Annotated in this window: 25 protein-coding genes and 3 pseudogenes; 16 read left to right on the forward strand and 12 right to left on the reverse strand. The window is 68.9% G+C overall.

Translation table 11 applies throughout. The features are described from left to right. The first annotated feature begins 96 nt into the window (after positions 1–96). A complete protein-coding gene (locus tag OG410_RS01195) occupies positions 97–1,332 on the forward strand; it encodes an MFS transporter (protein ID WP_329297324.1) in 1,236 nt (411 codons plus the stop codon). A 213-nt stretch (positions 1,333–1,545) separates the two neighbouring features. On the opposite strand, the gene OG410_RS01200 is transcribed toward OG410_RS01195, so the two are convergent. Next, positions 1,546–2,514 carry an alpha/beta hydrolase gene (locus OG410_RS01200; RefSeq protein WP_329297325.1) on the reverse strand — a complete coding sequence of 323 codons (969 nt, stop codon included), beginning with the start codon at positions 2,512–2,514 and terminating at the stop codon, positions 1,546–1,548. A gap of 92 nt (positions 2,515–2,606) precedes the next feature. Further along, positions 2,607–2,924: a putative quinol monooxygenase gene (locus tag OG410_RS01205; protein ID WP_329297327.1), complete on the reverse strand. Its 318-nt coding sequence runs from the start codon at positions 2,922–2,924 to the stop codon at positions 2,607–2,609. A gap of 143 nt (positions 2,925–3,067) precedes the next feature. Between OG410_RS01205 and OG410_RS01210 the strand changes: the two genes are divergently transcribed. Together OG410_RS01210 and OG410_RS01215 are read left to right on the forward strand one after the other, a co-directional pair. Then, complete coding sequence (locus OG410_RS01210) at positions 3,068–3,973, forward strand: AraC family transcriptional regulator (protein ID WP_329297328.1); 906 nt, start codon at positions 3,068–3,070, stop codon at positions 3,971–3,973. 154 nt (positions 3,974–4,127) lie between these two features. Continuing rightward, positions 4,128–4,877 carry an SDR family oxidoreductase gene (locus OG410_RS01215; RefSeq protein WP_329297329.1) on the forward strand — a complete coding sequence of 250 codons (750 nt, stop codon included), beginning with the start codon at positions 4,128–4,130 and terminating at the stop codon, positions 4,875–4,877. A 201-nt stretch (positions 4,878–5,078) separates the two neighbouring features. Here OG410_RS01215 and OG410_RS01220 read toward each other — a convergent pair whose 3' ends face one another. Together OG410_RS01220 and OG410_RS42480 are read right to left on the reverse strand one after the other, a co-directional pair. Continuing rightward, positions 5,079–5,291: a hypothetical protein gene (locus tag OG410_RS01220; RefSeq protein WP_329304479.1), complete on the reverse strand. Its 213-nt coding sequence runs from the start codon at positions 5,289–5,291 to the stop codon at positions 5,079–5,081. A 6-nt stretch (positions 5,292–5,297) separates the two neighbouring features. After that, a pseudogene (locus tag OG410_RS42480) lies at positions 5,298–5,418 on the reverse strand (IS5 family transposase); the annotation flags it as partial. Positions 5,419–5,554: 136 nt separating this feature from the next. On the opposite strand from OG410_RS42480, the gene OG410_RS01225 reads away from it, so the two are divergent. Then, the gene (locus OG410_RS01225) at positions 5,555–6,298 is read left to right on the forward strand and encodes a class I SAM-dependent methyltransferase (protein WP_329297330.1); all 744 of its coding nucleotides are present in this window, start codon (positions 5,555–5,557) and stop codon (positions 6,296–6,298) included. 646 nt (positions 6,299–6,944) lie between these two features. On the opposite strand, the pseudogene OG410_RS01230 reads toward OG410_RS01225, so the two are convergent. Continuing rightward, a pseudogene (locus OG410_RS01230) lies at positions 6,945–7,870 on the reverse strand (hypothetical protein). A 168-nt stretch (positions 7,871–8,038) separates the two neighbouring features. After that, positions 8,039–8,941, reverse strand: coding sequence for a LysR family transcriptional regulator (locus OG410_RS01235; RefSeq protein ID WP_329297331.1), 903 nt, complete (start codon positions 8,939–8,941; stop codon positions 8,039–8,041). A gap of 137 nt (positions 8,942–9,078) precedes the next feature. Between OG410_RS01235 and OG410_RS01240 the strand changes: the two genes are divergently transcribed. The 7 genes and pseudogenes from OG410_RS01240 to OG410_RS01270 all read left to right on the forward strand — a co-directional run bounded on the left by OG410_RS01240 (position 9,079) and on the right by OG410_RS01270 (position 16,874). Next, positions 9,079–9,897, forward strand: coding sequence for a 3'(2'),5'-bisphosphate nucleotidase CysQ (locus tag OG410_RS01240; protein ID WP_329297332.1), 819 nt, complete (start codon positions 9,079–9,081; stop codon positions 9,895–9,897). Positions 9,898–9,938: 41 nt separating this feature from the next. Continuing rightward, positions 9,939–10,535: an NADPH-dependent F420 reductase gene (locus OG410_RS01245; RefSeq protein ID WP_329297333.1), complete on the forward strand. Its 597-nt coding sequence runs from the start codon at positions 9,939–9,941 to the stop codon at positions 10,533–10,535. A gap of 994 nt (positions 10,536–11,529) precedes the next feature. Then, positions 11,530–12,009, forward strand: coding sequence for an ATP-binding protein (locus OG410_RS01250; RefSeq protein ID WP_329297334.1), 480 nt, complete (start codon positions 11,530–11,532; stop codon positions 12,007–12,009). 239 nt (positions 12,010–12,248) lie between these two features. Then, positions 12,249–13,141 (forward strand): annotated as a pseudogene (locus tag OG410_RS01255) (transposase family protein); the annotation flags it as partial. Positions 13,142–13,436: 295 nt separating this feature from the next. Next, the gene (locus OG410_RS01260) at positions 13,437–13,847 is read left to right on the forward strand and encodes a hypothetical protein (protein ID WP_329297335.1); all 411 of its coding nucleotides are present in this window, start codon (positions 13,437–13,439) and stop codon (positions 13,845–13,847) included. Positions 13,848–13,905: 58 nt separating this feature from the next. Beyond that, positions 13,906–14,598, forward strand: coding sequence for an ABC transporter ATP-binding protein (locus OG410_RS01265; protein ID WP_329297336.1), 693 nt, complete (start codon positions 13,906–13,908; stop codon positions 14,596–14,598). Beyond that, on the forward strand, positions 14,595–16,874 hold the full coding sequence (locus OG410_RS01270) for an ABC transporter permease (RefSeq protein ID WP_329297337.1): 2,280 nt from the start codon (positions 14,595–14,597) through the stop codon (positions 16,872–16,874). The genes OG410_RS01265 and OG410_RS01270 overlap by 4 nt, the downstream gene beginning before the upstream one ends. A gap of 756 nt (positions 16,875–17,630) precedes the next feature. Here OG410_RS01270 and OG410_RS01275 read toward each other — a convergent pair. The 3 genes from OG410_RS01275 to OG410_RS01285 all read right to left on the reverse strand — a co-directional run bounded on the left by OG410_RS01275 (position 17,631) and on the right by OG410_RS01285 (position 19,155). Continuing rightward, the gene (locus OG410_RS01275; RefSeq protein ID WP_329297338.1) at positions 17,631–18,158 is read right to left on the reverse strand and encodes a hypothetical protein; all 528 of its coding nucleotides are present in this window, start codon (positions 18,156–18,158) and stop codon (positions 17,631–17,633) included. A gap of 2 nt (positions 18,159–18,160) precedes the next feature. Then, on the reverse strand, positions 18,161–18,391 hold the full coding sequence (locus OG410_RS01280; RefSeq protein ID WP_329297339.1) for a hypothetical protein: 231 nt from the start codon (positions 18,389–18,391) through the stop codon (positions 18,161–18,163). A 71-nt stretch (positions 18,392–18,462) separates the two neighbouring features. After that, positions 18,463–19,155, reverse strand: coding sequence for a hypothetical protein (locus OG410_RS01285; protein ID WP_329297340.1), 693 nt, complete (start codon positions 19,153–19,155; stop codon positions 18,463–18,465). Positions 19,156–19,914: 759 nt separating this feature from the next. On the opposite strand from OG410_RS01285, the gene OG410_RS01290 reads away from it, so the two are divergent. Genes OG410_RS01290 through OG410_RS01300 form a run of 3 tightly spaced genes read left to right on the forward strand, consistent with a single transcriptional unit; the run spans position 19,915 to position 20,934 of the window. After that, positions 19,915–20,124 (forward strand): SRPBCC domain-containing protein, encoded by a 210-nt coding sequence (locus OG410_RS01290; protein ID WP_329297341.1) that lies wholly within the window; start codon positions 19,915–19,917, stop codon positions 20,122–20,124. Next, positions 20,121–20,462, forward strand: a complete 342-nt coding sequence (locus tag OG410_RS01295; protein ID WP_329297342.1) for an ArsR/SmtB family transcription factor — start codon at positions 20,121–20,123, stop codon at positions 20,460–20,462. The genes OG410_RS01290 and OG410_RS01295 overlap by 4 nt, the downstream gene beginning before the upstream one ends. A gap of 34 nt (positions 20,463–20,496) precedes the next feature. After that, positions 20,497–20,934 (forward strand): SRPBCC family protein, encoded by a 438-nt coding sequence (locus tag OG410_RS01300; protein ID WP_329297344.1) that lies wholly within the window; start codon positions 20,497–20,499, stop codon positions 20,932–20,934. A gap of 434 nt (positions 20,935–21,368) precedes the next feature. On the opposite strand, the gene OG410_RS01305 is transcribed toward OG410_RS01300, so the two are convergent. Next, entirely contained in the window at positions 21,369–21,815 is a 447-nt protein-coding gene (locus OG410_RS01305) for a DUF1772 domain-containing protein (protein ID WP_329297345.1), read from the reverse strand. 91 nt (positions 21,816–21,906) lie between these two features. Between OG410_RS01305 and OG410_RS01310 the strand changes: the two genes are divergently transcribed. Then, a complete protein-coding gene (locus OG410_RS01310) occupies positions 21,907–22,485 on the forward strand; it encodes a TetR/AcrR family transcriptional regulator (RefSeq protein ID WP_329297347.1) in 579 nt (192 codons plus the stop codon). A gap of 119 nt (positions 22,486–22,604) precedes the next feature. Further along, positions 22,605–22,889, forward strand: coding sequence for a hypothetical protein (locus OG410_RS01315; protein WP_329297348.1), 285 nt, complete (start codon positions 22,605–22,607; stop codon positions 22,887–22,889). A 273-nt stretch (positions 22,890–23,162) separates the two neighbouring features. Here OG410_RS01315 and OG410_RS01320 read toward each other — a convergent pair whose 3' ends face one another. Then, on the reverse strand, positions 23,163–24,188 hold the full coding sequence (locus tag OG410_RS01320) for a winged helix-turn-helix domain-containing protein (RefSeq protein WP_443063698.1): 1,026 nt from the start codon (positions 24,186–24,188) through the stop codon (positions 23,163–23,165). Between the two features lie 112 nt (positions 24,189–24,300). Continuing rightward, positions 24,301–25,014, reverse strand: coding sequence for a peptidoglycan recognition protein family protein (locus OG410_RS01325; RefSeq protein WP_329297349.1), 714 nt, complete (start codon positions 25,012–25,014; stop codon positions 24,301–24,303). Between the last annotated feature and the right edge of the window lie 68 nt (positions 25,015–25,082).

A 25,082-nucleotide genomic window follows, 5' to 3' on the forward strand; every position in this document is an offset into this window, starting at 1 on the left:
GGCATCCAGTGCGGTCTCCCCACCACACGACCACGGATGTAAGTTGCTCTAAGCAGTTCCAGTCCTTACTTCCCGCCGAGGCTACGGAGCACATTCATGCCCCACCTGCTGCCGGACACGAGACCGCAGCGCATCCTCGCCGCTTCCAACTTCGTCTACACCGTCGGCAGCGGCCTCTATCTGACCGCGGGAGTGCTGTACTTCACTCAAGCGGTTCGCCTGCCCGCAAGCCAAGTGGGCCTCGGACTTGGCATCGCCGGCTTCCTCGCTTTGGCCGCCGGTATCGCCGCCGGCCACCTCGCGGATCGACGCGGCGCACGCGGCGTCTACGTCGCCACCCTCACCATCCAGGCCGTGGCCACGGCCGCCTTTGTACTGGCCGACAGCTTCTGGCCGTTCGTGATCGCAGTATGCGCGGCGACCGGAGCCAAGGGAGCGGGGCTGGCCGCCCGTAGTCCGCTCATCCGGCACCACGGAGGCGAGCGCCCGCAAGAGTTCCGTGCCTACCTGCGCGCCGTGAGCAACATCGGCATTTCTCTCGGTGCCGTCCTGGCGGGCTGGGCCGTCCAAGTCGGCACCCACACGTCCTATCAGCTACTCGTCGTCGGCAACGCCATCGCCTTCGCCGCATCCGCGATGGTCATGTTCCTCTTGCCGAAGGTCACCCCGGTGCCCGTGGCAAAGGGGCCACGCTGGACAGCCCTGCAAGACCGCCCCTATCTCGCCCTCACCGTCCTGGACGGTGTCATGGCCATCCAGTTCAAAGTGCTGACCGTAGCCATACCCCTGTGGCTGATCACCCGCACCGAAGCCCCACACTGGCTCATCTCGGGCACCATGCTCCTCAACACTCTCCTCGTCATCGGCTTCCAGATACGCGCCAGCCGCAACATCGACAACCCCGCCGCCGGGGCATGGGCCTACCGTCGCTCCGGTGTCGCCTTCCTCATGGCCTGCACGCTGATCTCGCTGTCCGCCGGCGTACCGGCCTGGGCCGCGGCAACACTCCTGCTGACCGCGGTGACCGTCCACACCATCGGTGAACTGTGGCATTCCGCAGCCGGCTTCGAGGTCTCCTTCGCCCTCGCTCCCCAGCACGCCACCGGCCAATACCTAGGAGTGTTCGGCCTCGGCGCCGGCCTGGCCGAGGCCGTCGGACCGGCCCTGCTCATCTCGCTCTGCATCACCTGGGGACGTCCAGGCTGGTACGTCGTAGGTTCGATGTTCCTCCTGGCAGGCCTGGCCGCACCCGTCACCGTCAGCTGGGCACAACGCCATCAGCCGGAAGAGTCCGTCCGCAAGGATGTAGAGCATCAAGCAGTCACAGCCTGACCACAGCAATCCACGTGCCAGAGAGCTCCCCGCCGGAGGCGAAGGGCTTCGCGGTCCTGCCGCGCAGCCGGGCTGTGGAACGGTCTTGGCCGTGGATCATGCGGGTCCGTCGGTACTGCCGTGACCACGAACCCCTCACCGAGATGAGCAAATTCGCTGATCACATGGGCCGCGATCACTCTCAGGGGCGTGGGCGTGAGTGGGTTGTGCGCGTTACGCGGAGCCGTTCGAGATCAGGAGTCGGGTGAGCCAGTCGGTGCGGGTTCGGCGGGCTGTGGCCGAGATGTCTGCCTGCGGGTACAGGGCGTCGAAACCGTGGAAGCCGCCTGCCCAGACGTGGAGTTCGGCCTGGCCGCCGGCCGCCCAGATGCGGGTGGCGTAGTCGGTGTCCTCGTCGCGGAAGACTTCGGCGGAGCCGACGTCGATGTAGGTGGTCGGCAGGCCCGAGAGGTCCTTGGCCCGGGCGGGCGAGACGTACGGGGACACCTCGTCGACGGTGAGGTCGCCGAGAACGGCTCGCCATCCGAACTCGTTCATCTCGCCGGTCCAGACACCGGGCACGCCGGAGTACTGGCGGCTGGAGGTGGTGGTGTTGCGGTGGTCGAGCATGGGGCAGATCAGCACCTGCGCGGCGATCGCCGGGGCGCCGAGGTCGCGTGCCAGCAGGGTGAGGCCGGCAGCGAGGCCGCCGCCGGCGCTGGCGCCGGCGACGATGATACGGGTGGGGTCGATGCCCAGTTCTTCGGAGTGTTCGGCGGTCCAGAGCAGACCTTGGTAGCAGTCGTCGACGAGGGTGGTGCCGGTGGCTTCCGGTGCGAGCCGGTAGTCCACGGACACCACGACCGCGCCGAACTCGTCGAGCCATTCCAGCGGGATGTCGATCTGCGAGAAGCGGTCGCCCATGACCATCCCGCCACCGTGCATCCAGTAGATGCAGGGGGCGGCCGTGGTGCGATCGGCGTTCGCGGGGCTGAAGACTGACAGGCGGATCCGGGCGCCGTCCTTGGCCGGCACGCTGACCTCGCGCCTGTCGACCTGCCGGTGTACCAGGAGCGAGTCGACGGGCGCCGAGGGGAGCCGTCGCAGTTGCGCGAGAACGTCCGGGGTGAGCTGGGACATGAGGGTCATGCCGGTCAGCAGCTCGCGCAGTTCGGGGTCCAGAGCGGGACGTGCCGGGGTCATGGCGTGGGCCTTTCGTGGTGTGGTGCCGGGCAAACGAAGACGGAGGCGTCTGGGCAGGTGGCCAGGTGGCGTCGGCAGATCGGTCCAGGGGCTCAGAAGGCGGCTTTGCCGAGGACCGGGACGTAGTCGGTGTACTCGGGCTCGTTGACCAGCAGCCCGGCGATCTGCGCCACGATGGCCTGGGCGGCCTCGCCGGCGAAGATCCGGTGGTGGTCCTCCTCGCTGGTCCAGCCCTCGGTGACATGGATGACGTCGGTGTCGGACGCGGAACGGGAGACGAGGTAGACGACGCAGTGTTCGCTCGCGCCGGGGCTGCCCTCGTTCAGGCCGGTCAGCAGCAGATCGACCAGCCGGCCGCCCAACCCGGGCTTGGCGGTCAGGGTGGCGTTGAATCCGTAGTTGGCAAGCACGATGTTCTCCTTCGCATTGATGGAGTGAGCTGATTCCATTAAATGCCCCTGACCTGCTGAAACGTTAGAACGATGGTCGCGAGTACTTGCACGATCCTCGTGATTTCGGGAGCAGGATGGTGGAGGGGTGCTGCAATGGACGCATGTCCCTAGAAGAGTTCCGAACCCTGCTGGACCGGCATGCCAGGCCCGACTGGACCACCGCCATCGACGGCGTCCTGATCTCGAAGGTCGACCGGCCGGATCCACCGGCGCCCTCCATGTCCGGCACGGTGCTCGCCGTCATCGCCCAGGGCGCGAAACGACTCGCGCTGGGCGAGAGGGTCTACGAGTACGGCCCCGGGCAGTACCTGGTCGCATCCGTCGACCTGCCCGTCACCGGGCAGTTCACCCAGGCCGACCCCAAGCAGCCCGCCCTCGGCTTCGGCCTCACCCTGGAACCGTCCGCGGTCGCGGAAGTGCTGCTGCAGGCCGGTCCGGGCGACCTCCCCCGCACCGGCGCAGGCACACCGTCGGGGATCGCCGTCAGCGACGCTTCGGCCTCGCTGCTCGATGCGGTGGTCCGGCTGCTGCGACTGCTCGACGAACCCCGCGACCGGGCCGTACTCGCGCCGCTGGTCAAACGCGAGATCCTGTGGCGCCTGATCACTGGCGAGCAGGGTGCGACGGTACGCGAACTCGGCCTGGCCGACAGCGGTCTCAGCCACGTCTCCCGGGCCGTGCGCTGGATCCGCGAGCACTACGCGCAGTCCTTCCGCGTCGAGGACGTGGCACGCATGTCCGGCATGAGCGTCTCCGCCTTCTATCGCAACTTCCAGGCGGTGACCGCGATGAGCCCCATCCAGTTCCAGAAGCAGATCAGGCTGCAGGAGGCCCGGTTGCTGCTCGCCACCCACCCGGGCGACGTCACCGGCATCGGCCGGCGCGTGGGCTATGACAACCCCTCGCAGTTCAGCCGGGAGTACCGCCGCCAGTTCGGTGCGCCCCCGAGCCGGGACGCCGCCCGTCTGCGCAGCACCGCGCACTCCCCCGTGGCCGTCCTGCCCTGAACCATCTGAAGCACGGTAGAGGATCGTGCAGGAAGAGGCGAGGATAGTTCTACTGTTTCAGCAGGTCAGAGCGATTCAATGGAATCACCGATTCCCCAGCCGTGCAGGAAAATGCCTGTCCGGCCGGGGATCCCATCCCATCGCAAGGATCGCCATGAAGACCGTTCTGATCACTGGTACCTCGTCCGGATACGGACGGGAGACAGCCCTCCACTTCCATGCGCAGGGGTGGAACGTCATCGCCACGATGCGCACCCCGCGTCGGGACGCTCTGCCCTCCTCGGACCGGCTGCGCGTCGTCGGGCTCGACGTGACCGAGCCCGAGAGCATCACCGCCGCACTTGAGGCAGCCGGCCCCGTCGACGTCCTGGTCAACAACGCGGGCGTCCCCTCGATCGGTGTGTTCGAGGGCACCCCCATGGCCCGCGTTCGGGAAGTGTTCGAGACCAACACCTTCGGCGTGATGGCGACCACCCAGGCGGTGCTGCCCCAGTTCCGCGAACGCGGCTCCGGCGTGGTGGTCAACGTGACCTCCAGCGTGGTGCTGGGCCACATGCCACTCTCGGCCGTCTACAAGGCGAGCAAGATGGCCATCGAGGGGTTCACCTCCTCTCTCGCGCTCGAACTCGCGCCGTTCGGCGTGCGCGCCAAGACGGTCGAGCCGGGCGCCTGCCTGACGACGAACTTCGCCGCCACGGCGACACAGGGCGCCCTGCTGGACGAACTGGTCCCGGCGCCCTACGCAGCGTGGGCGGAGAAGGCCATGGGCGACTTCACGGGCCAGGACCTGTTCACCGAGGAAAGCGACGTCGCCGAAGCGGTGTGGCGCGCCGTGCACGACACGACCGGGCAGCTGCGCTTCCCGGCCGGTCCCGACGCAGTCTGGCTCGCCCAGGCAAAGTGACGTGGGCAGTGGGCAGAGTCCTTGCCACCGGCGAGGCGTTCGGCTCCCGCGCGTACGACGGGCCGAGGGCTTCCGGCCGGCGGGGCGTTCGCGCGGCGGGCTGAGCCGGCAGCATGTCCATGGAGTGCCTGACAGCACTCCCGGTCCTCGGCCCCTCCGGGGATGACGAGGTAGTGGACGATGTTGATGGCGATCGTGGTGTCACCCGTCCCGAGGCGGGGGGAGGCCTCTGCCGCGGACCCACTGGTCCCCCATCGCGTCGGCCGTCGGCGTCCGAAGGATCTCGGGCTCGTTCGGCGCCCGCTGCATGGGCCGCCCGCCATGAGGGAGGCCGGACGACTGGGCGAACCGGTCGATGCCGTCGAGGGCAGCGGCGCGGATCTGCTCGATCATCTCGGCGTTGGCCTCCGCCATGTCGCCTGGCACGTTCGCGGAGGTCTTGACGCTCTGGGCATCGAGCCACGCAGGCGCTCGGCTCGGCGTTCCGGCCTTCGGCCTGGCGCAGCAACTGGCGCAGGAAGCCGTTGCGTTGGTGAAAGACACCAACTCCCAGCGGGCATCGGAGAGATCACTGGGATACGGGCGCTGTCGCGTCATATTTCGGTCTGATCCTTTCTCAGAGCAGTGCGAAAAAACTCGCTGGACATCGCATGGGCCAAGCGGCGAGCGTTGACGGAATGCAGCAGGAGAAGATCTGGGACGCCGATGTCGCCCAACGCTATGACACGCCCGGCTCCGGCATGTTCGCGCCTGAGGTCTTGGGGCCGACCGTGGACCGACTCGCCCAACTCGCCGGGGGCGGAGCAGCGCTTGAGTTCGCCGTCGGGACCGGCCGGGTAGCCGTCCCGCTCGCCGGGCGAGGAGTCTCTGTCACCGGCATCGAGCTGTCGCTCCCGATGGTGGAGCAACTGCGAACCAAGGCAGATGAAGCAACGATCCCCGTGATCATCGGTGACATGGCGACCACCGTCGCCCCCGGGAAGTACACCCTCGTCTACCTCGTGTACAACACGATCTCCAACCTGCTCACCCAGGATGAGCAGGTCCAGTGCTTCCGTAACGCTGCCCGCCACCTTGCGCCTGGTGGTCGGTTCGTGATCGAGCTCTGGGTTCCCGAGTTGCGCAAGCTACCACCGGGCCAAACGGCCACCGTCTGGCAGTCCGAACCCGGCTACATCGGGTTGGACACCTACGACGTCCTGTGCCAGCACGTGGTGTCGCACCACTTCCGTTTCGATGAGTCTGAGCAGGCGCGGTTGTTCCGGAGCCCTCATCGCTATATCTGGCCGGCCGAACTCGACCTGATGGCTCAGCTGGCCGGATTCGAACTGGAGACCAGGCATGCGGACTGGGCCGGCGCCCCATTCACCGCCGAGTCGCGTTCTCACGTCTCCGTCTACCGAATCCCGCCAGCACAGTAGCTCCGCATGGCCGGGACGGATGCCCCGTCTCCGGCCTTGCCTCATGTGGGCGTCGCGGTGAGGGAGTGCCTGTCTCTACATGGTCCTCCTCTGGCGCCCTCGTACTTTGGTAGGCCGAAGGGTTCGCTGAGAGGCCGCCGGGGTTCCCGACGGTCTCCGCGTTTTCGTACGGTGGGCACATGGGCAAGGACAGGGTGCCCCGGCTGAGGCTGCTCGTGATCACGGACGACGACACGGGGCCGAGGCTGTGCCGGGGGTGTGGTGGTCCGCTGACGCCTTCGGTGAAGGCGTCGGCGGTGTTCTGTTCGTCGGTGTGCCGGTCACGGCATTGGCGGCGGATGCGGCGGGCGCGGGCGCGGACCGAGGCAGTCCAGGCCGGTGTGACGTCCAGCTGCCCGGAATGCGGCGCGTCGTGGACGGTTGAGGGTCGAACATCCTGCCTCGGCGACGTACTGCTCTCCTGCCTGCCGCAAACGGGCCCGGCGCAGACGGCGCGCGGCGGACAACGGGTCGTTGATGACGGGCTGGGCCTCGTCCTTGCGGGTGGTGGCTGTCGCGCACTGCCCGCCCGAGATGAACTCCCAGCGCCGACGACGGTACGGACATGGCCGCGTTCCCACGCGAGCGTCGCTACAGGCCGTACGGGCTACTGCACGTCGACGTAGTCACCTGCGGCCTTGACGGCCTGAGTGGTCGAGGTTCCCGCGAAGCTGTAGCGGAAGTAGCCGTCGACGGTGGCCGTCGCGGTCGTCTTCAGGTTGCCCCTCGAGTCCGACTTGACCGTCTTGAGGGTGGTGTAGGTGTCGCTGGTCTTCTTGCGGAACTGAAACTGCACCGGCTGGGCGGCGTAGCCCGTGTACGTGCCGGTGTCCCAGTTGGCGCGGGACAGCAGGCCGGTGGCCGTGACGGTCTTGCCCTTCTTGACGGGCTACGGGGATGCGTTGACCGTCAGCTTGGAGTAGCGCTGGAGCTTGGCGGTGCCCAGCCCGTCCCGGTAGACGGAGCCGACCTTGCTCCAGTCAGCGTCCAGGTCCTCGGGATTCACACCGTTCCAGGCGATGGCGACGCCGATGGCCGTCCAGGTGCCCGCGTCCTCGTTGCGCAGTTCGTCCTGCGGGTAGACGTCGATGGTGCCCTTGCAGGTGGCGGCGGTCGACGAGCTCGCGGTGCAGGAGGGGGCATCATCGCTGAACAGGACGTTCCCCGACTCGTCGTAGGGACCGCGGTAGATCTCGACCTCCAGTGGAAGTCGTCGGCGGTGATGTCCACGGACACGTCGTGCCTGACGCTGCAGGTGACCGGGACGGAGACCCGGTTGGTGGTGCCCACGACGATCGGCTTGCCGCTGTCGACCTTCACGTTCGAGAAGGACAGGTCGAGGTCGTAGGGCTGGTCGTCGGATCCTGGGGAGCCGGTGAACAGAGTCTTGCCCGAAGCGGCGTGGACGGCTTCGCGCACCTTGGCGATCTCCGCGCGGCGGTCGGCAAAACCGGCGGCGTGAGCGCCCGGAATGGTGCGGACGGAGAAGGCCGGGGCTCCGGAGACGGCGGCCACGGTGACGCGGATGCGCATGCGATTTCCCCAGTGGAGAAAGAGGGTCTGGCAGGTTGGTCGTTCCTCACGGTTCGCTGACACCAGAGGCCCAGGTGATCGTGGAATCTGCCGACTCGGATGATCCGATCAACGACGCAGGCAGGTCGTTGCACGGGAAATGGAGATTCCGTGTGCATATGACCAAGATCATGCTCCGCACACGGCCAGTGCCGTTCGCGCCAGCCCGCGCAGCCAGACGTGGGCGTGGTCGGTGTCGTAGCGCTGATGCCACGACAGGTACACCGGTGCCGACGGCAGTTCGAGTGGCAGGGGGAGGACGACCAGGCCGAGGTCGCCGACCGCTGACCGCGTGGTGGCTTCGGGGACGCTGATCAGGAGATCGGAGCCGCGCGCGAACTCCAGCGCGGCCGCTTCCGTGGGCGCGGTCGCCACTACGCGGCGGGTGAGGTTGAGCCGCGTGAGCGCGTCGTCGAGGGCGTTGCTGAGGTTTCCACGTCGCGAGACGGTGACGTGTTCAGCGGCGGCGTACTGCTTTGCCGTGAGGGTCCTGACGCGGGTGAGGGGGTGTCCCTGCCTCACGACGATGACGAGGTGGGTCTCGCCCACGTTCTCGGCGCGGATGTCCGGTGCGCTCGGGCGGTTGGCGTTCGCCTCCAGGTCGACCTCGCCGCGCCGCAACTCGGGGGTGTCGATGCTCGATTCCGCGACGAAGCGCAAGCGCACGCCTGGCGCCTGTCCGCGAACGGCCGCGAGGAGTGAGGGGCCGCTCAAGGCGACCAGGGAATCGTGCCAACGGAGGGTGAAAGTGCGCTCCAGCGTTGCCAGATCGAGTTCACGGCTCGGTGCCAGCACCCCCTGGACCTGGTGCAGCAGCTCGTGGACCTGTTCCCGGACGGCGATCGCATACGGCGTCGGGGTCATCGTGCGGCCGGTGCGCACCAGGATCTGATCCCCGGTCGCATGCCGGATTCGGCCCAGACTCCGGCTCATCGCGGGGGCGGTGACGTGCAGGCGTGCGGCCGCCCCGGTCACACTCCCCTCCTCCAGCAGCGCGTCGAGGGCGGTGAGCAGGTTCAAATCCAATTGCATGTGAGTAATCCTAGCCGTACTTGACATGCATTTGAAGTTAATGAAGGGGCTCTATACCTTCGAGGTGAGAGCGCAAGACGGAACGCACCGCCTGGCCCGACCAGCCTCAACACCCCTCCTCACACGGGAGTACCGCCATGTCCGAAACGCTTCAGACCACCGACGTCGCCGCCTCCGACGCCGACCTCCTCAGCCAGACCGCCATGATGGTGCGAGCGGCCGGATCGGCGCTGCGCGAGCGCTTCGGCGAGGTGGTCCCCTACCAGACCCGCGAAGAGCTGATGCACGCCCTCGCCGCCAACGACGACACGGCGCTCGACATCCTGCGCCCCGGCCTCACGCGCCTGCGCCCGGACGCCGGCTGGGTGGAGGACGAGCTGGACGGCGGGGCGCTGCCGCCCGGTGAATGGTGGGTCGTGGATCCGGCCGAAGGAAACGTCAACCACCTGCACGCCCTGCCGGAGTGGGCGGTGACCGCCACGCTTGTGCGCGAGAACCAGCCGGTGCTCACCGCGGTCCACCTGCCGTTGACCGGCGAGACCTACACCGCGCTCACCGGCGCGGGCGCCCACCTCGACGGCCGGCCGCTGCAGGTCTCCCGGACCGCGGACCTCGGCCTGGGCATCGTGGCCACCAGCCAGGCCCGGCCGGACGAGGACGAGCAGGTCGTGCGGCGCGTCGGCTCCTCGATCACCGCGATGCTCTTCGACGCGCTCGTCGTCCGCACCGCCGTACCCGCGACCCTGCACCTGATGAACGTGGCCGCCGGCCGGATCGACGCCTTCTGGCAGTACTCCGGTGCCCGCGCGGACCTGCTGCCCGGGGCGCTGCTCGTCACCGAGGCCGGCGGGCGGATCTCCGACGCCGAGGGCCGCCCCTGGACCCCGCAGAGCGAGAGCTTCCTGGCCGCCGCGCCCGGCGTCCACGCCGAGGCCGTCGCCACGCTCTCACGCTGACCACGCACCACAACCTGCACGCACGAAAGGACCAGATCACCATGACCACGATCGCAGTTCTCGGAAACGGCCGCGTCGGCGGCAACCTGACCGCAGCGCTCACCCGGGCAGGGCATGAGGTGACCGTGGCGAACCGCGCTCCGGGGGCCGCCGCCGACGCTGCCCGGACAGCCCGGATCGTCATCAACGCCACCCCGGGCGCCGGCTCGCTGGACCGGCTCGCCGCCCTGCGCGAGGAACTGCGCGGCAAGATCCTCGTCGACGTCTCCAACGCCACCGTCGACGGCCCCGACGGACTGCCCGCCGACCTGCTCTACCCCGGCTCAAGCCTCGCCGAGCAACTCCAGGAAGCGCTCCCCGAAACGCACGTCGTCAAGACACTCAACACCATGCTCTTCCCCGTGATGACCGCGCCGGCCACCCTCACCCAGGCCCCCGAGGCCTTCCTCTCCGGCGAGGACCCGCAGGCCAAGCAGACCGTCCGCGAACTGCTCATCAGCCTCGGCTGGCGCAAGGAGTGGATCACCGACCTCGGCGGGATCCAGACCGCCCGCGCCACGGAGGCCGCGATACTTTTCGTACCGCACGTGATTCGGTCCAGCGGATTCACGCCCTTCGCGATCTCGATCGCCCGCTGATCCGCACACAGCGCGCCGCCCCTCGCGATCCGCGGACACCGGAACTCTGAACGCCGAGGCCAGTTCACAGACTTGACGAGAACCACCTGCTCCGGGTTTCCGTACCAGGCAGGGCCGAGCCGAAAAGCCCTCTCACCGCTCGCCCCGCAGTTCAAGCTGCTCTGAGCAAGGGCCTCTCATATGTCCTCGAAGTCCTCCTCACGTTCCAGCTCTCGCTGTGCCTCACCCCGGCTCCTACAGTTCGTCGTCGCGGCCGAGCCGTCAAGCGTGCCTGATGCTGTTCGTGCCACAACGGCCCTACCTCGGCCACGAGTTCAGCGATCACCATCGGCGACAACCCGGTGATCCGGCACTCCTCCACAATCAACTCACCTGCCTCAGCCGCCATCATGCTCAGTTCAACGAGCTACCTGGGCGTCGAGCCACGGCAACCGTGCGCGAGGTCGTAAGGGTCACTGGCCCGAACAGTCCGCGGGGATCGTGTGCTGAGCGCTTCGATCGGCGAGTGAACGGGTGAGTTGGCGACCCAGAGGGTGCGCGCTCTGCGCGCCGCTGACGACGACGTCGGCGCCTGTCACCCGCCGTCAGTGAGGTCCGGCGGGTGACAGGGGAAAGCTTGGTGCCCGCCATGATCACCGTGCTGGCCGGCCACGACAGCCGGCGCAGAAGCGGGCGCCGCCGACGCGGTACCCGCCATACCCAGTGCCGCACCGCCTGCCAGCAGACCGGTTGCCGCGGTACCGGCCATCAGGCGCTGAACGTGAGTGAGTGCTCTCATCGAGAGTCCTCCTCCGGGGGAAAGGCGATGTTCCATCGCCTCGTGTGTCACAGGGCATTCGAAGCAGCATCGCCGCCAGATGACCCGAATCAGGAAGAAGAATAATTTAGTAGAGAATATTCATTTTTCATGCGTTCTTCTCGCCATCCAGGGTGACTACGGCTCCGGATCACTGACAGAGCCACAACACGCCCCTCCAGAGAGGAGGCGCCGGCCATGACCGTCACCACACCCACTCCGGCACCCCCAACTGATCTGAACCATAGCCCCGTTACTCACCATCAGCTAGCCGTCGCCCTGCCCTACGGACTGCACACCCCGCAGGTGGCGCGGCAGATCACCGCCCGATGGCTGGCCGCGCGCGGGGCTCCGGCTTCGCGCATGTGCAATGTGGTGCTCGTCGTGTCCGAACTGGTCACCAACGCCATCCGGCACACGCACGAACCCTGCACCCTCCAGCTCACGTGGCACGGAAACCGTCTGGACGTCGCCGTCGCCGACCACGGCAAGACGCTGCCGGAGAGGTCCGGCACACCGGGCGAGAACGGCGGCTTCGGGCTCCTCCTCATCGAGGGCCTCGGAGGAAGGATCAAGACAGTTCCCGCACTCGGCGGCAAGACCGTGCATGCGACCCTGACCCTCACCCCGTCCAGCCGCCCACATCGTGCACCGCCGACGACCGCCTCGGTTCGGTAGCCCGGAGATGTCCCGCCACTAGAGGGCATCTGATCTGACGAGTCCCCGCCTGGACGCCTTCGAACGGCGGACCGTCGTTGCCTCGGTCGTTTGTCTGCACCTGCTCCGCCGGCCTCCGGGTGGCAGCGCCGCACCGGTGTGAGCGGGGCCTGGTGCTGGCGCCCGGGACGATTCACCGGGTCGTGTTTGGGTGTCGGCGCCATCGCGGATGAAGGCAACTTGAGTACAGCCCTTACGAGTTGGTCAATCGACAGGTCCTGACGCATCGGCTGTCCACCGGGGTCTCTCGGCGCCATCTGGCTTGTCTGGTAGAGGAGTTGGCCGGGCTCTGGCAGGCCTGGATCGAGGGCTGCCGTCATGCTGCGCGAGGTGGGAGCAGGAAGCGGGCTGCTGGAGCCGGTGCTCGCTACCGCCTGGTGTTCGTCGACCGGTTGACGGCCGCACTCATTCATCTGCGGCACGATCTGCCGCACTCGGTGCTGGGACTGCTGTTCGGCGTTGACCGCTCCACCATCACTCGCGCGACCGGAGAGATACGCACGCTCCTGGCTGAGCGCGGATGCGCGGTTCCCGATCGCCCTGGCCTGCGCCTTCGCACGCTGACTGACGTTTTCGCCCATGCCCAGGCCAAGGTCATTAGCTGCGGCTGGATGCCGCCGAGATCCAGGTCCGCCGGCCGCCGGCCGGCCGTGGTGGGCGGCGAGCGTTCGTCTCCGGCAAGAAGAAGCGGAACACGATGAAGGCCACCGTCATCGCCGACCACCAGGGTCGTACCTTACGGGTCGATGCCCCGTGGCCTGGACGGAGGCACGACGCGACCGCCACACGCAACGAAGGCATCGGGATCCGCTTCCAGCACTATCCCGATGTCGAGGTCCTTCTCGACGACGGCTACCTCGGTCTTCGCCGTAATCACCCCGGGCAGGCGGCGACCCCGCCGCGGAAGGGAAACTGGATCAGCCCGCCCTAGGTCCATGAAGCCCGCCGCCGAGCCCGCCACCGGCACTCCTCGAAACGCATCACCGTCGAACACGCCCTCGCCGACCACAAACGCTGGAAACAACTGGCGCGCTGGACCCACCGACGCGAGACCCTGCCTGCCGCCTACCGGGCCATCGCCAACCTCGCCTCCTTCGAAGTCGATGCAAGCCAGGCCGATGCCCCGTCCCTCCCGGCCCAGCAGGCGCAGCGGTTCGGTGAGGTTCGCCCAGTGCGCGACGGAAAAGCCGCGCTTGCGCACGGCTCGCCCATGGTCATAGCAGCACATGAGGTGGGTAAAGGCATCGCAAAAAGCGCCTGCCATCAGGCCGGACAGACCGGACAAGATCCAACACATCACCACGATCCAGCCAATTGGCCGATGTTAGTTTTCATACCGCTCTGACTGACCATCAGAGTCGTACAACAGAAAACAAACGGGAGAAAAAATGCGCAAGTTGGCAGTAGGCGCCCTCGCGGCCGGCCTCTTCGCCATGGGGGCAGGCACAGCGTTCGCCGCCTCGTGGCACGACATTCCGACACTGTCGACCGGCGGTGCGAAGTTCCACCACGGCGAGTACGCGTGGCACCCCGCAGGCGAGGACCACGGCGCCTTCGAGTGGAAGGGCCAGCTCCAGGACGCCGACCACGGTGACGATCACAACGTGTACGTGCAGGTGAAGGTCGAGGGCTACGACTGGAGCCGCTACAACGGCAAGCAGGGGCAGACCGTTCCGCTGAACTACTCCAACTGGGCGCCCTCGCAGCGCTACACCGACGACGCGTACATACGCGTCTGCCGTGACAAGGGTTCGTTCAACCCGGACAACTGCTCGCCTACCAAGCACTACCAGCGGTAAGCAAAACCACACCGCCAAGTACCGGGCCCAGGCTGACCTCCTGGGCCCGGTCGCTTCTTTGGGGGAAGCCATCAGTACGTCAGAAGTCCTTTCCGCCAAGGGTGTCGACCTTTCCTACGGCAAGCACCTGGCTGTCAGCGACGCCCACATCTCGATCTCCCGGGGGGAGGTCACCGCCATCACCGGACAGAGCGGTTCGGGGAAGTCATCGCTGCTGTACTGCCTCGCGGGAGTGCTGCCTCCCGCGCGCGGGCAGGTCCGGTTCGAAGGGGAGTCGCTCGGCGATCTCACCGACGACGAGATCAGTACGCTGCGCCGTGAACGCTTCGGTTTCGTCTTCCAGTACGGCGAACTGCTCCCCGAGCTGACCATCGAGGAGAACACCGCCCTGCCACTACGCCTGGCCGGGCAGCGCAAGCGTCCCGCGCTCGCGGCCGCCGGTGAAGTCCTCGCCCGGCTCGGACTCGGCGAGCTGCGCGAGCGCCGCCCGTCGCAGGTGTCGGGTGGTCAGTGCCAACGCGTCGCCGTCGCACGGGCCCTGGTCCACCGCCCGGCCGTCGTGTTCGCCGACGAGCCGACCGGGTCCCTGGACAGCGCCAACGCATCCGCCGTACTGAAGGAGTTCCTCGGCCTGGCGCGCTCACAGGGCACGGCCGTCATCCTGGTCACCCACGACCCCGCCGTCGCCGCGCAGGCCGACACCCACTACACGATGTCCGACGGAATCCTCACCCATCGGGGGGCGGCGTGAGGGAGTTCCAGCTCGGTCTGCGCCTGCTGTTCGGCTCCGGTCGCGGCAACCGCATACGTTTCTTCCTCATGGCGGCCGGCGGCTCCCTCGGGGTCTGCTGCCTCGCTCTCGTCCTCACCGTCCCGCAGATCCTCGACGCACACGACGGCCGGGCCGCCGCACGACAACCGCAGACCACGTCCGCGCGGCCCGCGGGTTCCACCCTGCTGCTCCAGCGCACCGACCCCTACGGTTCGAAGGCCTTCACCCGGGTGTTCGTCGCCAAGGGGATCAAGAACGCCGACAACGCCCCGCCCGGGCTGAAGGAACTCCCGGCCCCGGGCGAGGTGTTCGTCTCTCCTCGCGTACACGACCTGCTGCGTGACCGACCCGCCGTCAGGGGACTCCTGCCAGGTCACGAGAAGGGTCTGATCGGCGCGACCGGACTCGCCCACCCCGACGAGCTGTTCGCCTACATCGGCACGACACGCGGCAAGATCGCCGGCGAGGGCCGCGCCTTGAAGGGATGGGGATACAGCTACACGCCCTTCCCTGCCGTCGAACCCTCGACCCTGACGTACATCCGTTTCGCCCTGGGCTCACTGGTCCTGCTCCCCCTCGGCATCTTCCTCTCCGTCTGTGCCCGGCTCTCCGCCGCCAGCCGGAACCGCCGCCTCGCCTCCTTGCGTCTGTTGGGCCTGAGCACCAAGGGAACCCAGCGGGTCAACGCCGCCGAAACCGTGATGGCGGCCTTGCTCGGCGCGGTTCTCGGCCTCAGCGAGTACTGGGTCCTCAACCAGGTGATGACCCGGACCGGACTTCCCAGTCTGAGGTGGTACCCGGCCGATGGCGAGCTGTCCGCGACGACCGTCGCCGTCTGCCTGATCGGCTCCCCGCTCCTCGCCTGGTTCGTCGGCCGGGCCAGCGCACGCGATGCCGCCGCCAATCCACTGGCGGTACGCCGCACCGCCGCCCCCAAGCGCCCCGCCAAGTGGGGCGCCCTGCTCCTGGTGACCGGCCTCGGCATCGTCGTCGGCTACTGCGCCACCGGCTTCACCGACCACCCCGCCAACAGCCTCGGACCGAACGCGCTCCTGATGCCGGCGGGCATTCTGCTGACAGGCCTGGGGCTGGTACTGACGCTGCCCCTGATCTCCTACTCCCTTGCCCTCCGACTGGCGCGGACCACCCAGTCCCTCACCCTGAACCTGGCGATGCGCCGCAACGAGGTCGAGCCGGGCAGCACCATGCGAGTCGTCACCGGCCTCGTGCTCCTCGTCTTCTCCGCCTCCCTGGCCCAGGGCGTCCTGATCCAGCTGGAGCAGGTCACCCGGCCGTCCTCTCCCGTGCAGGACTACTCCATCCCTCTGTCATCGCTCACGGCTCGGCAACAGCACGATCTCGCCGCCCTGCCGGGGGTACGCGCGCACGCTGTGACGATGGAGTCCTGGACCGACCCCAACGGTTCCGCCGACCAGCCCTGGGCCAGCGCCGTCGTCGCCACCTGCGGCCAACTGTCCAAGCTGGTAAGGCACTCCGACGGATGCGTCGACGGCAAGGTGATGCGGCTCAGTGACCCGAACGCGGGCACCGGCCAGGGGGCGCGCCCTGGTGACACTCTCCCCTTCCGCAATCCGAAGGGCGGTCCCGGCAAGACCCTGAACATCGAACTTCCGCACGACACCATCGCCTACAGCGCCTACGACCCGTCGGCGGTACACGGAGCGGACGTACTCGTCCCGCCGTCGGCGCTGTCCGCCACGGCCCGCCCGGAGGGAGCGCGGTACGTCCTCACCAGCAGCTCCGACCACGACGAGGTCCGCAGGGTCCTCGACGGTATCGCCGCTGTCGCCCCGACCATCGAAGTCGAACCCATAGGCGTGAACATCGAGGGCCTCCAGCAGATCGCCGTCCTCGAGACCCTGCTCGCCGTCGGCATGATCATGGGTCTGGTCATCGGGACTGCGGCCTTCGTCGTCTCGGCGACCGACCGGGCGGTGGAGCGACGCGCACAGGTCACCGCCATCACACTGATCGGAGCACGGGCCCGGACGATGCGAGCCGTGCAGTGCGTACAGGTCGTGCTCCCCCTGAGCATCGGGCTCGCACTGGCGCTCGTGACGGGCAAGTTCGCCGAGTCCTGCTACCTCGTCACCGGGGGAAGCGAGATCTACTGGGACTTCGCCGGCGTCCCGATGCTCGCGCTCGCGGCAGCGGGTGTTGCGGCCGTTTCCGCCGTCGGCACACTCCCGCTCGTGGGACGGCGCATCGACCCGGAACTGATCCGGCGCGACTGACCACAGCGCTTGACCGCTCATGGTCCGTCGGCTCGGCCCGCTCCGCATCGAGCGGGCCGAGCCGAGTCATCCCGGACCGTCAACGCCGCTCGCGAGGACGTCAGGCCCCCAACCCGAAGGCCGGACAGCAGACCGGACCAGCCCAACCCCCGAACATCACCGCTCCGTCACAGCACGGCGTGCCGCCGGGGAAACGGGCGTGCCGTACAGCGGGCATGGACACCGTGACGGCCGTCATCGCCCGAAGGAGGAGGACGGCGGCGGCGTAGAGCGGGGCGGATGTCGTACGTGGTGGCCGGCCAGCCGCCGAGGAAGGCTCCGATGGCTGTACGAGGCCTCATCGGCTCGCCTCACGCCGCATCCGCTCCCCCGGAGAAGCCGCTGCGTCAATGGAGCCTGGCTCCAGCCCAGGACAACTGGGGCCCAGCGTCCACTTCAACTGCGCCCGCCCTGGACGCCTGACGCTGCCCGGTCCCGGTATCCGGGCTTACGCAGGTGAACCGCTGCTCCGGAGCGGGCGAACGACGGTTCCGCAGTACGCGACGAGGCCGCCTGCCCATCTCCGTCTCGGTCCCGGACTGCCCTGCTCGGCACAGGAGGAGAGTCTGCCCGGGTCGGAGTGACAGGGGGTTTCCGGCCTGTGCATGAGTGCGGAGGCCGGGGACCGCTAGGGTCTGCCGTTTGGATCAGGTGGCGTCGAGGCGCGGTGCGTTGTCGGCTGCCCCGCGTCCCGCCGCATGATCCAAACGACAGGCCCTAGTTCCCGGACGGGGTGCCGGAGGTGCGGGAGCCGGAGTGGCCCGGCTTCGATGGGGCCCATGTGGGTTTGGCCCTTGCCTCGGCCGGGTCGGGTTCGGCCAGGGTGAGTCCCCAGGTGTCGTCGTCTCCTATGCGGGCCTCGATCTCCTTGACCTGGCCGCTCTTGGCGAAGTAAAGGACCACGACCTGCCGTACGGAGCCCTCGTCGTAGAAGTCCGCTGTCACGTCTGCCTTGGCGGCGGCGCCGAAGGCCTTGACCCAGTTGCGGGCCGTCGCGTCGGCGTGCGTGTCGTCGACGGCGAGCGCGGCCAGTGCGTCGGCGTCACCGTCGGCGAGCCGCCACACGGCCTTCTGCACCGTCTCGAGACTTCCCGTGGAGGGGTAGCCGACGACCCGCAGTGGCCGGTGATTGCTGTAGTCCGTCTGGTACGTCAGGGACTCGCCGTGCGACGTGCAGCCCGTCAGAAGTCCGCCCGTGACGGCGGCGGCCAGTGCGAAGCGGGCGAGTCTTGTCTTGCGTGTCATGGTCAGAACCTCGTGTTCGGGCGGAAGATGATGACCCGCTCGATGTAGTCGGGCTTGCCGCGGTACCGCAGGATGGCAGCCGCGAGGCTGGTCCTGTCCGTACCGCCGTGCTGGATCAGCTGGTGCCTGTGCCGCTTGCGCTCGAACCACCATGCGCGGTCGCCCTTGCGCCCGCCGTAGCGGGTCTTTGTGGCGAGGGCGATCGCACATGGAGGCCCGCCGGCGCCGAGCACGGAGGTCTCCTTCCCGACCGATTCTGCATGATCAGCCCAGATTGATCGCCTGGGCGGCCGAGTCCCGGCCATCAGGCCTGGGCCGGGGCGCTCCCGCTGGGTGAGTCCTCGACGTGTGTGGCCCGGGCTCGCCGGAGCGCTCGCCTCAGCCCCGCCAGCGCGGTGGCGGTTCCGGCTCCGACGGGAGCAAGCGGCCAGTACGCGATGGTGTTCCCGAAAGCCGCGCACCCCATGAGCACGAAGCTCGCCGCCATCCCTACGAGGAACCCGAACAACCAGGATGGGGCCCGCTCCCGCCGCTCCAGCCGTACCCCGCCGTCGCGGCCGGCCAAGTATGCGGCGGCGGCCAGGGCGAGGGCGATCAGATAACCCAAGACCAGCGGGTAGAGCATGAACAGTGCCATGTCCCACCCCCCGGGGTGCCAGCCGAGCCACACGTCACGCCCGTCGATCTCCACGACCCGCCCGTGCCACAGGCCCGCCTGGACCCGCTGCCCCTCCAGGAGGCCGTTCGCGGAATCGTCCGGGACGCCGTTCACCGTCTTCGCCTCGTCGCCGATGCGCAGTTCGATCGTGTGCTTGGTGGTGACGTTCCAGTCGCCGCTGCCGCCGTCCTGGCCTCCGCCGTCTCTCCCACTCGTCGTGTGGGACGTCAGCTTCGTAATGGTGGCCCCGGCCGTGTGCAGCGTTCCGTTCGACTGTGCGTGCGCGACGCCCGTCTCCTCGTAGGTGCGCATGGCGAGCAGCAGGATCAGGGCAGCCATGAGCAGGCGGAACACCCAGCGCAGTACATGGCCTCGCGCTGTCCTGGGCCGCCTCGTGCCCGGTCTCGTCCGCGACGTCGTGTCCCCGGTCTGCTCCTGCGTCATCGGGCCCCCTCGCCTTCCGGTCGGGAACAGACGAAAGCCGTCCCACCGGATCACACGCCGCACAGCTGACCATGGTTGCGGTCGACCACCCGGCCGTGACCGTGTCACCGGATGGCAGAGGTCCCAGGCCGTCGACCCGGTGGGTGAGGGGTTCGGGGCCGACCGGTCCCCGTCGCACTGTGCGGGATCCTGCGACGGGAGCAGCCGGTACGCGCCGATCGGCTCCGTCCCGAACCGCACATCCGTCTCCCGGCAGTTGCCAAATCCCGTGTCATCCAAGGCAGTTCCCCGCCGAACTGTCCCGCGAGGCGCGGGCTGCCGACAGCGTCCTGGAGTGGGCCACCGGACGAGCCGTCGTGTTGCCTGCACCGCCACCGCACCACGATCACCCACCACCACGCCGTGAGCCGCGAACACCACCTCGCCTGCGACCTCCAGCGCCTCGAACCCTTTCGCGCCGACGATGCAGGCCGCCAAGGACAGCCGCGACCCGCACCGCAGCCTCCGGGAGGGAGCCCCAACCTCGACCTTGGGCGGCCGCCGTGCGGGCCCGACACCGCGAGCCCGACACCAATGAGCAACCTTCGGTTGCGATAGGCGCCGACGCCGCCTATCGTGATGTGCAACCAAAGGTTGCGAAAGGTGGCTGCGGACATGGAGTACGGGAGCATCGAGCGCGAGTTGTACGTCGACGCCCCGCCCCAAGTGGTGTTCGACGTACTCACCGACCCCGAGCACATCAGGGACTGGTGGAGCGCGGAGGCCGCCGTGCTTGAGGCGCACTACAACGACCACCGGCAGGGCTGGGACTTCTGTCTGCCCCGCCTGGCTGCAACCGCCAAGCAGGCGGCGGGCGCGCGATGAACACCGGCGTGGACGACGGTCTGTGGTCGGCGATCGGCGACCCGACCCGGCGCCGCATGATCGACCTGCTGGCCGAGGGGCAGGGCACCGCGACAACCTTCAGCGCCCGTCTGCCCGTCACCAGGCAGGCCGTGACCAAGCACCTGACCGTGCTCGACCGGGCCGGACTCGTCAGGTCCACGGCGGCCGGCCGGGAGCGGCGCTACCACGTCGACGAGGCACAACTGGGCCGCGCCGTGGCCCAGTTGCAGTCGGTGGGCGCACTGTGGGACGCCCGGCTGCAGCGCGTCAAGGACATCGCCGAGGCGATCCAACGAGCCAAGAACGCGAAGAAGTAACGAGCCGAGAACGCGAAGAAGCGAGGAGATCAAGATGGCGGACATCCTGCACCGGGTCGGCACCACGGCGGCCCGCGACACGGTCTATCAGGCACTCACCACGGTCGACGGTCTGGCCGCATGGTGGACGACCGACACCGAGGGCAGCGGCGACGACGTACTGCAGTTCCGCTTCGGCGACGTCGGCGGCTTCGACATGAAGGTCCTCGAACTCCAGCCGGACACCCGAGTGCGGTGGGAGGTCGTCAGCGGTCCCGAGGAATGGGTCGGCACCACGGTGACCTTCGACCTCAAGCAGGAAGGCGAGTGGACGATCATCCTGTTCGCGCACGAAGGATGGCGCGAGCAGGTGGAGTTCATGAACCACTGCACCACCAAGTGGGCACTGTTCCTGATGAGCCTGAAATCCCTGATGGAGACGGGCACTGGTGCACCGCACCCGCACGACGTGCGGATCAGTAACTGGCACTGACCCCGTCCGCGGGCGACTGCCGCCCCGATACGCTCGCGCGATCATCGCGGATCTTCGGTCCGAATGCACGGCGGCCGTACCGCGGTCCTGAGGCCCGGATCCTGACGGGGCCGACGACCTCGCGGTCTCCGTTACCCCGCCCGTCTGGCGCCGCTCCCTCGGTCGATGCAACCGTGCCGGCCGGACCTGCCGCTCCCGGTACGACCGCTTGGCCGTCCAGGCGTCGGCGTTTCGCCAGCCGTGAGATTCCGATACGGAGTTCGGCCATGGCGATCACGGCGGGCGCCGCTGTCACGACCGTCCTGATCGGGATCGGCCTGCCGGCCCCAGCCGCCACAGGCTTCCCCGGTCGCCGGCCCGGCACCGTCCTGCCCGCCCCCACCCGGCAGTCGCTGAACCGCGGCGTGCGATCCGGCGACCGGGTGCCGGAGGGTTCAGGCGAGGGCGGCGGCCATCAGGGTGAAGGCGGCGATGATGACGGCGACGCGGACGTAGTGGAAGCGGTCCCAGCGGTTCATCTGCTGCTTCCAGTCGGCGGGGAGGCCGTCGGCGGTCCACGCCTTGACCCGGTTGTTGATCGGGACGAGCAACAGGATCGACATGACCACGCTGAGGATCAGCAGCGCGGCGGCTGTGACGACGAGGCCGGCGCCGTGGTGGTCCCATCCGGCGATGGCCCAGACCACGCTGAGGGCGAGTGAGCCGATGTACCAGAACGGCATCACGGCGCCGAGCAGCCGGGCCCCGTGGATGCGGCCGCGCAGGCCGTTGTCGCCGGGGAGGCCGTTGAGGATCGGGTTGACGAAGAAGGCGACGGAGAACTCCACCCCCACCATCACGCCGACGGCCACGGTGGTGAAGACCTCGAGTGCGTTGAGCATGATGACCTCTCCTGCAATCTAGCGGTGCTAGGTGATGAGGCAACGCTAGTACTGCTGCCGCTCGATTGTCTAGCAGTGCTAGGATCGAATCATGTCGGTACAAGAACGCAAGGAGCGCGAACGGGCCGGCCGCGAGCGCCTCATCGTGGCGACGGCCCGCGAACTCGCCGAGCAGCAGGGCTGGGACGCGGTCACCACCCGCCGGCTCGCCGAGCGCATCGAGTACAGCCAGCCCGTCCTCTACAGCCATTTCCGCGGCAAGCGCGAGATCATCGGCGCCGTCGCCCTCGAGGGCGCGGCCGAGATGGCCGCGGCGCTGCGGGCCGCGGCCTCCGCCGCGGACGGCCCGCGCGCCCGGGTCACCGCCCTCGCCCGCGCCTACCTCGGCTTCGCCGAACGCAATCCGGCGGTCTACGACGCCATGTTCCAGCTCGACGGTGGTCTGGCGTTCGCGCACGAGGACACCCCGGAGCCTCTGAAGGACGCCTTCGCCGCTCTGCTGGAGAGCCTCGGCGAGGTCGCCGGGGACGGCGTCCACCCGGCACTGTTCACCGAGGTGTTCTGGGCGGCCCTGCACGGGCTGGCGACCCTGACCCGGGCGGGACGCCTGCCGCCGGGGGACGCCGAGCGGAGGGTGGAACTGCTGGTGGACCGGCTCGCCATGACCTGACGCACCGTCCGGGCGGGCGAGGTCTTCCCGGCCCGGCTGCCTGCCCATGACATCTCTCCGCGGGAGGTCGGAGCGGCCGCGTGTCGCGGGATGACGCGCCAAGGCCGGTTGCCTCGCTCATGGCGACGGGCCTGGCGACGCCCGTCACCGTCGTGGCCGCCACCGTGGCGGTCATGGAGGCGGGTCCGGCGGACAAGGCCGGTGTGGCGTCGGCGGTGTTCAACGTGTCCCGTCAGGTGGGCAGCGCCATGGGTGTGGCCCTCTTCGGCACTCTCCTCGACACGGCGGGCGGCACGATCGGCGGGCTGCACGCGGCGGCGGTCGTCGCCTCGGCGGCGTTCCTGCTGGCGTCGGTACCGGCCGCGGCCACCGGGCGCCGGGCCGATGCCACCCGGGCCCGCTGAGGCCGCCGTATCCTCCCGGGCACCGGGCCCGACAGTCTGCCTTCGGCAGGACGGCCGGCATGGAGATCGTCGGGGCCCGGCGCCGGCTTCGTCAGGATCGGTGACCGGCGTGTGCTCAAGGGTGTCCGGCGTGAACGGGAGACGAGGCGGACGGGGATGCGGAACTTGCGCCAGGTGATCTTCGGCGTTGGTCGTCGGCACCGTGTCACCGGCCGAGGTCACGGCCGGAGGTGACGCCAAGCGCCGGCCCGCGCCCCTGTGCCGGTGGGGCCGTCAGCTGTTCTGCAGGGTGCTCCGGCGGTCCTGGTCGGGGAGGCGCAGGAGTGCCGCGCCGACCGGGGTCAGGGTGTGCAGGACGGTGTTCGCGTGCCGGTGGCTGGCGATGAGTCCCGAGTCGCGCAGGACCGTGGTGTGGTGGCTGGCGTTGGCCGTGGACACCGAAACGGCGCGGGCTATCTCGGAGTTGGTCGCGCCGTGCGTCACCGTCAGCAGTATCGCGGCGCGGGTACGTCCGAGCAGTGCCGACAACGACGCCTCGGCCGGGCGGGGCTGGGGCGCGGGAGCGGACGGCGCCGGCGGATAGAGCAGGACGGGCGGCAGGTCCGGGTCGGCGAAGGAGACCGGCTTCTGCCAGCAGAAGTAGGAGGGGATCAGGAGCAGGCCGCGGCCGCCCAGGTGCAGGTCCCGGTCCAGGCCTCCCCCGTACTCCACCTCCAGGACGGGGGCCTTCCACCGCATGGCGGGCTTCAGTGCGCCGAGCAGCGCCTCGGCTCCGCCGTGGAGCAGATCGCGCCCCCGGCGGGCGCACTCGGCGTCGACACGGGCCTGCATGCGGTCGGCGTAGGGGGCGATGACGGCGTTGTGGTACTTGCGCAGCACCGCGACCAGGTCCGCGCGGACATCGTTGTCGGCCAGGCGGTACATGTCCGCGGGTACGTTCCTGACCTGGGCGAGCAGACCGATCTCGTGGCGGACCCTGGACGGCGGGGTGTCGAGGATCGCGTCGAGTCCGCTGTCCAGCCCCTGACTCGCCTCGGCCGGGGTGAGGAAGTCGGGGAAGTAGGTCGCGCGGGGGAACAGGGGGAAGAGCAGTCGGCGTACCTCGGCGCCCAGTTGCCGGGTGGCGATGGCTTCGCGGGCGTCGCGGTACCAGGCGGCGTGGGCGCAGCGCCCGAGCTGCGACTGCAATCGGTGCAGGCTGGCGGCGATCTCCCATAAGGGGTCGGGTCTGGCGGCAAGGCGGGTTCGCGCGAGATCCTCCGTGGTGAAGTGGATACGCAGCACGGTCCCCCCACGCATGTTCTTTTCCCCGATGCGGCTGACAATGCCGCGCCGCCCCCGTGAAAGCAAGATCGAAACGGGTCAACTCGAGGCGCGTGGAGACCGGTTGGCGCCGTGTGGGCCGGGCCGGTCATCCCGTGACGATTGCGGCGACCTCCCGGCGTAGGGCGGGCAGGTCGGTGAAGACCGTACCGGGGCAGTCGGTGTCCGCCCAGTTGCGGTGGCCGCCGATGACCGGCGCGGCGCGGCTGACCCCGCTGACCGGATTGAGGTAGAGCACCTTGCCCGTGGGGGCGAGCGCGTGCCGTGCGGCCAGGTCGGCCAGGAGCTGCACGAGCGCGGTGCGTGCGGCGGTCGACGGGGGTGTGGTCGTCAGCGTTCCCAGCAGGGCGATTCCGATGTTGCCCGTGTTGTAGCCCTGGACGTGCGCGCCGGTCACGAGCCGGCCCGCCGAGTCGTGTGCGGCCGTACCGTCGGTACCGGACCAACGCCCCTCGTACACCAGGCCGTTCCGGTCGATCAGGAAGTGGTAGCCGATGTCGCCGTAGCCCTTGCCGACCGTGTCGTTGCGGTAGATCGCCCGTACCACCGCGGCCGGGTCGGGATCGCTGCTCCCGTCGTCGGTGTGGTGCACGGTGAGGGTCTGGACCGGGTAGTACTCGGGCGGCCAGAGCTCCGTACCGTCTGTGTACCGGAGTGTCTCGTCCGCGCCCCACGCGGCTCGGGACAGCAGCGTGTACGCGGCCGAGGCCGAGGCCGCCGCCGAGGGCGGGCGGGGCACCACGCTCAACGCGGCGGCTCCGAGCACGCCGAGGATCACGCGTCGGGGTATTGGGGACGCCATGGGGTTTGACCTCTGGGGGCCTGCGGCCTGCGGGTCCGGGTTCGGGTTCGGGTCCGTCATCGTGTGAT

This window comes from Streptomyces sp. NBC_00659, assembly GCF_036226925.1.
Classification (GTDB): Bacteria; Actinomycetota; Actinomycetes; order Streptomycetales; family Streptomycetaceae; genus Streptomyces.

Excerpts from the sequence above, each read along its gene's own strand:
- OG410_RS01195 (WP_329297324.1), top strand. The coding sequence starts at position 97 with ATGCCCCACCTGCTGCCGGACACGAGACCGCAGCGCATCCTCGCCGCT.
- OG410_RS01200 (WP_329297325.1), bottom strand. The coding sequence starts at position 2,514 with ATGACCCCGGCACGTCCCGCTCTGGACCCCGAACTGCGCGAGCTGCTG.
- OG410_RS01210 (WP_329297328.1), top strand. The coding sequence starts at position 3,068 with ATGTCCCTAGAAGAGTTCCGAACCCTGCTGGACCGGCATGCCAGGCCC.
- OG410_RS01215 (WP_329297329.1), top strand. The coding sequence starts at position 4,128 with ATGAAGACCGTTCTGATCACTGGTACCTCGTCCGGATACGGACGGGAG.
- OG410_RS01220 (WP_329304479.1), bottom strand. The coding sequence starts at position 5,291 with ATGGCGGAGGCCAACGCCGAGATGATCGAGCAGATCCGCGCCGCTGCC.
- OG410_RS01225 (WP_329297330.1), top strand. The coding sequence starts at position 5,555 with ATGCAGCAGGAGAAGATCTGGGACGCCGATGTCGCCCAACGCTATGAC.
- OG410_RS01235 (WP_329297331.1), bottom strand. The coding sequence starts at position 8,941 with ATGCAATTGGATTTGAACCTGCTCACCGCCCTCGACGCGCTGCTGGAG.
- OG410_RS01240 (WP_329297332.1), top strand. The coding sequence starts at position 9,079 with ATGTCCGAAACGCTTCAGACCACCGACGTCGCCGCCTCCGACGCCGAC.
- OG410_RS01245 (WP_329297333.1), top strand. The coding sequence starts at position 9,939 with ATGACCACGATCGCAGTTCTCGGAAACGGCCGCGTCGGCGGCAACCTG.
- OG410_RS01250 (WP_329297334.1), top strand. The coding sequence starts at position 11,530 with ATGACCGTCACCACACCCACTCCGGCACCCCCAACTGATCTGAACCAT.
- OG410_RS01260 (WP_329297335.1), top strand. The coding sequence starts at position 13,437 with ATGCGCAAGTTGGCAGTAGGCGCCCTCGCGGCCGGCCTCTTCGCCATG.
- OG410_RS01275 (WP_329297338.1), bottom strand. The coding sequence starts at position 18,158 with ATGACACGCAAGACAAGACTCGCCCGCTTCGCACTGGCCGCCGCCGTC.
- OG410_RS01285 (WP_329297340.1), bottom strand. The coding sequence starts at position 19,155 with ATGGCTGCCCTGATCCTGCTGCTCGCCATGCGCACCTACGAGGAGACG.
- OG410_RS01290 (WP_329297341.1), top strand. The coding sequence starts at position 19,915 with ATGGAGTACGGGAGCATCGAGCGCGAGTTGTACGTCGACGCCCCGCCC.
- OG410_RS01295 (WP_329297342.1), top strand. The coding sequence starts at position 20,121 with ATGAACACCGGCGTGGACGACGGTCTGTGGTCGGCGATCGGCGACCCG.
- OG410_RS01300 (WP_329297344.1), top strand. The coding sequence starts at position 20,497 with ATGGCGGACATCCTGCACCGGGTCGGCACCACGGCGGCCCGCGACACG.
- OG410_RS01305 (WP_329297345.1), bottom strand. The coding sequence starts at position 21,815 with ATGCTCAACGCACTCGAGGTCTTCACCACCGTGGCCGTCGGCGTGATG.
- OG410_RS01310 (WP_329297347.1), top strand. The coding sequence starts at position 21,907 with ATGTCGGTACAAGAACGCAAGGAGCGCGAACGGGCCGGCCGCGAGCGC.
- OG410_RS01315 (WP_329297348.1), top strand. The coding sequence starts at position 22,605 with ATGGCGACGGGCCTGGCGACGCCCGTCACCGTCGTGGCCGCCACCGTG.
- OG410_RS01320 (WP_443063698.1), bottom strand. The coding sequence starts at position 24,188 with ATGCGTGGGGGGACCGTGCTGCGTATCCACTTCACCACGGAGGATCTC.
- OG410_RS01325 (WP_329297349.1), bottom strand. The coding sequence starts at position 25,014 with ATGGCGTCCCCAATACCCCGACGCGTGATCCTCGGCGTGCTCGGAGCC.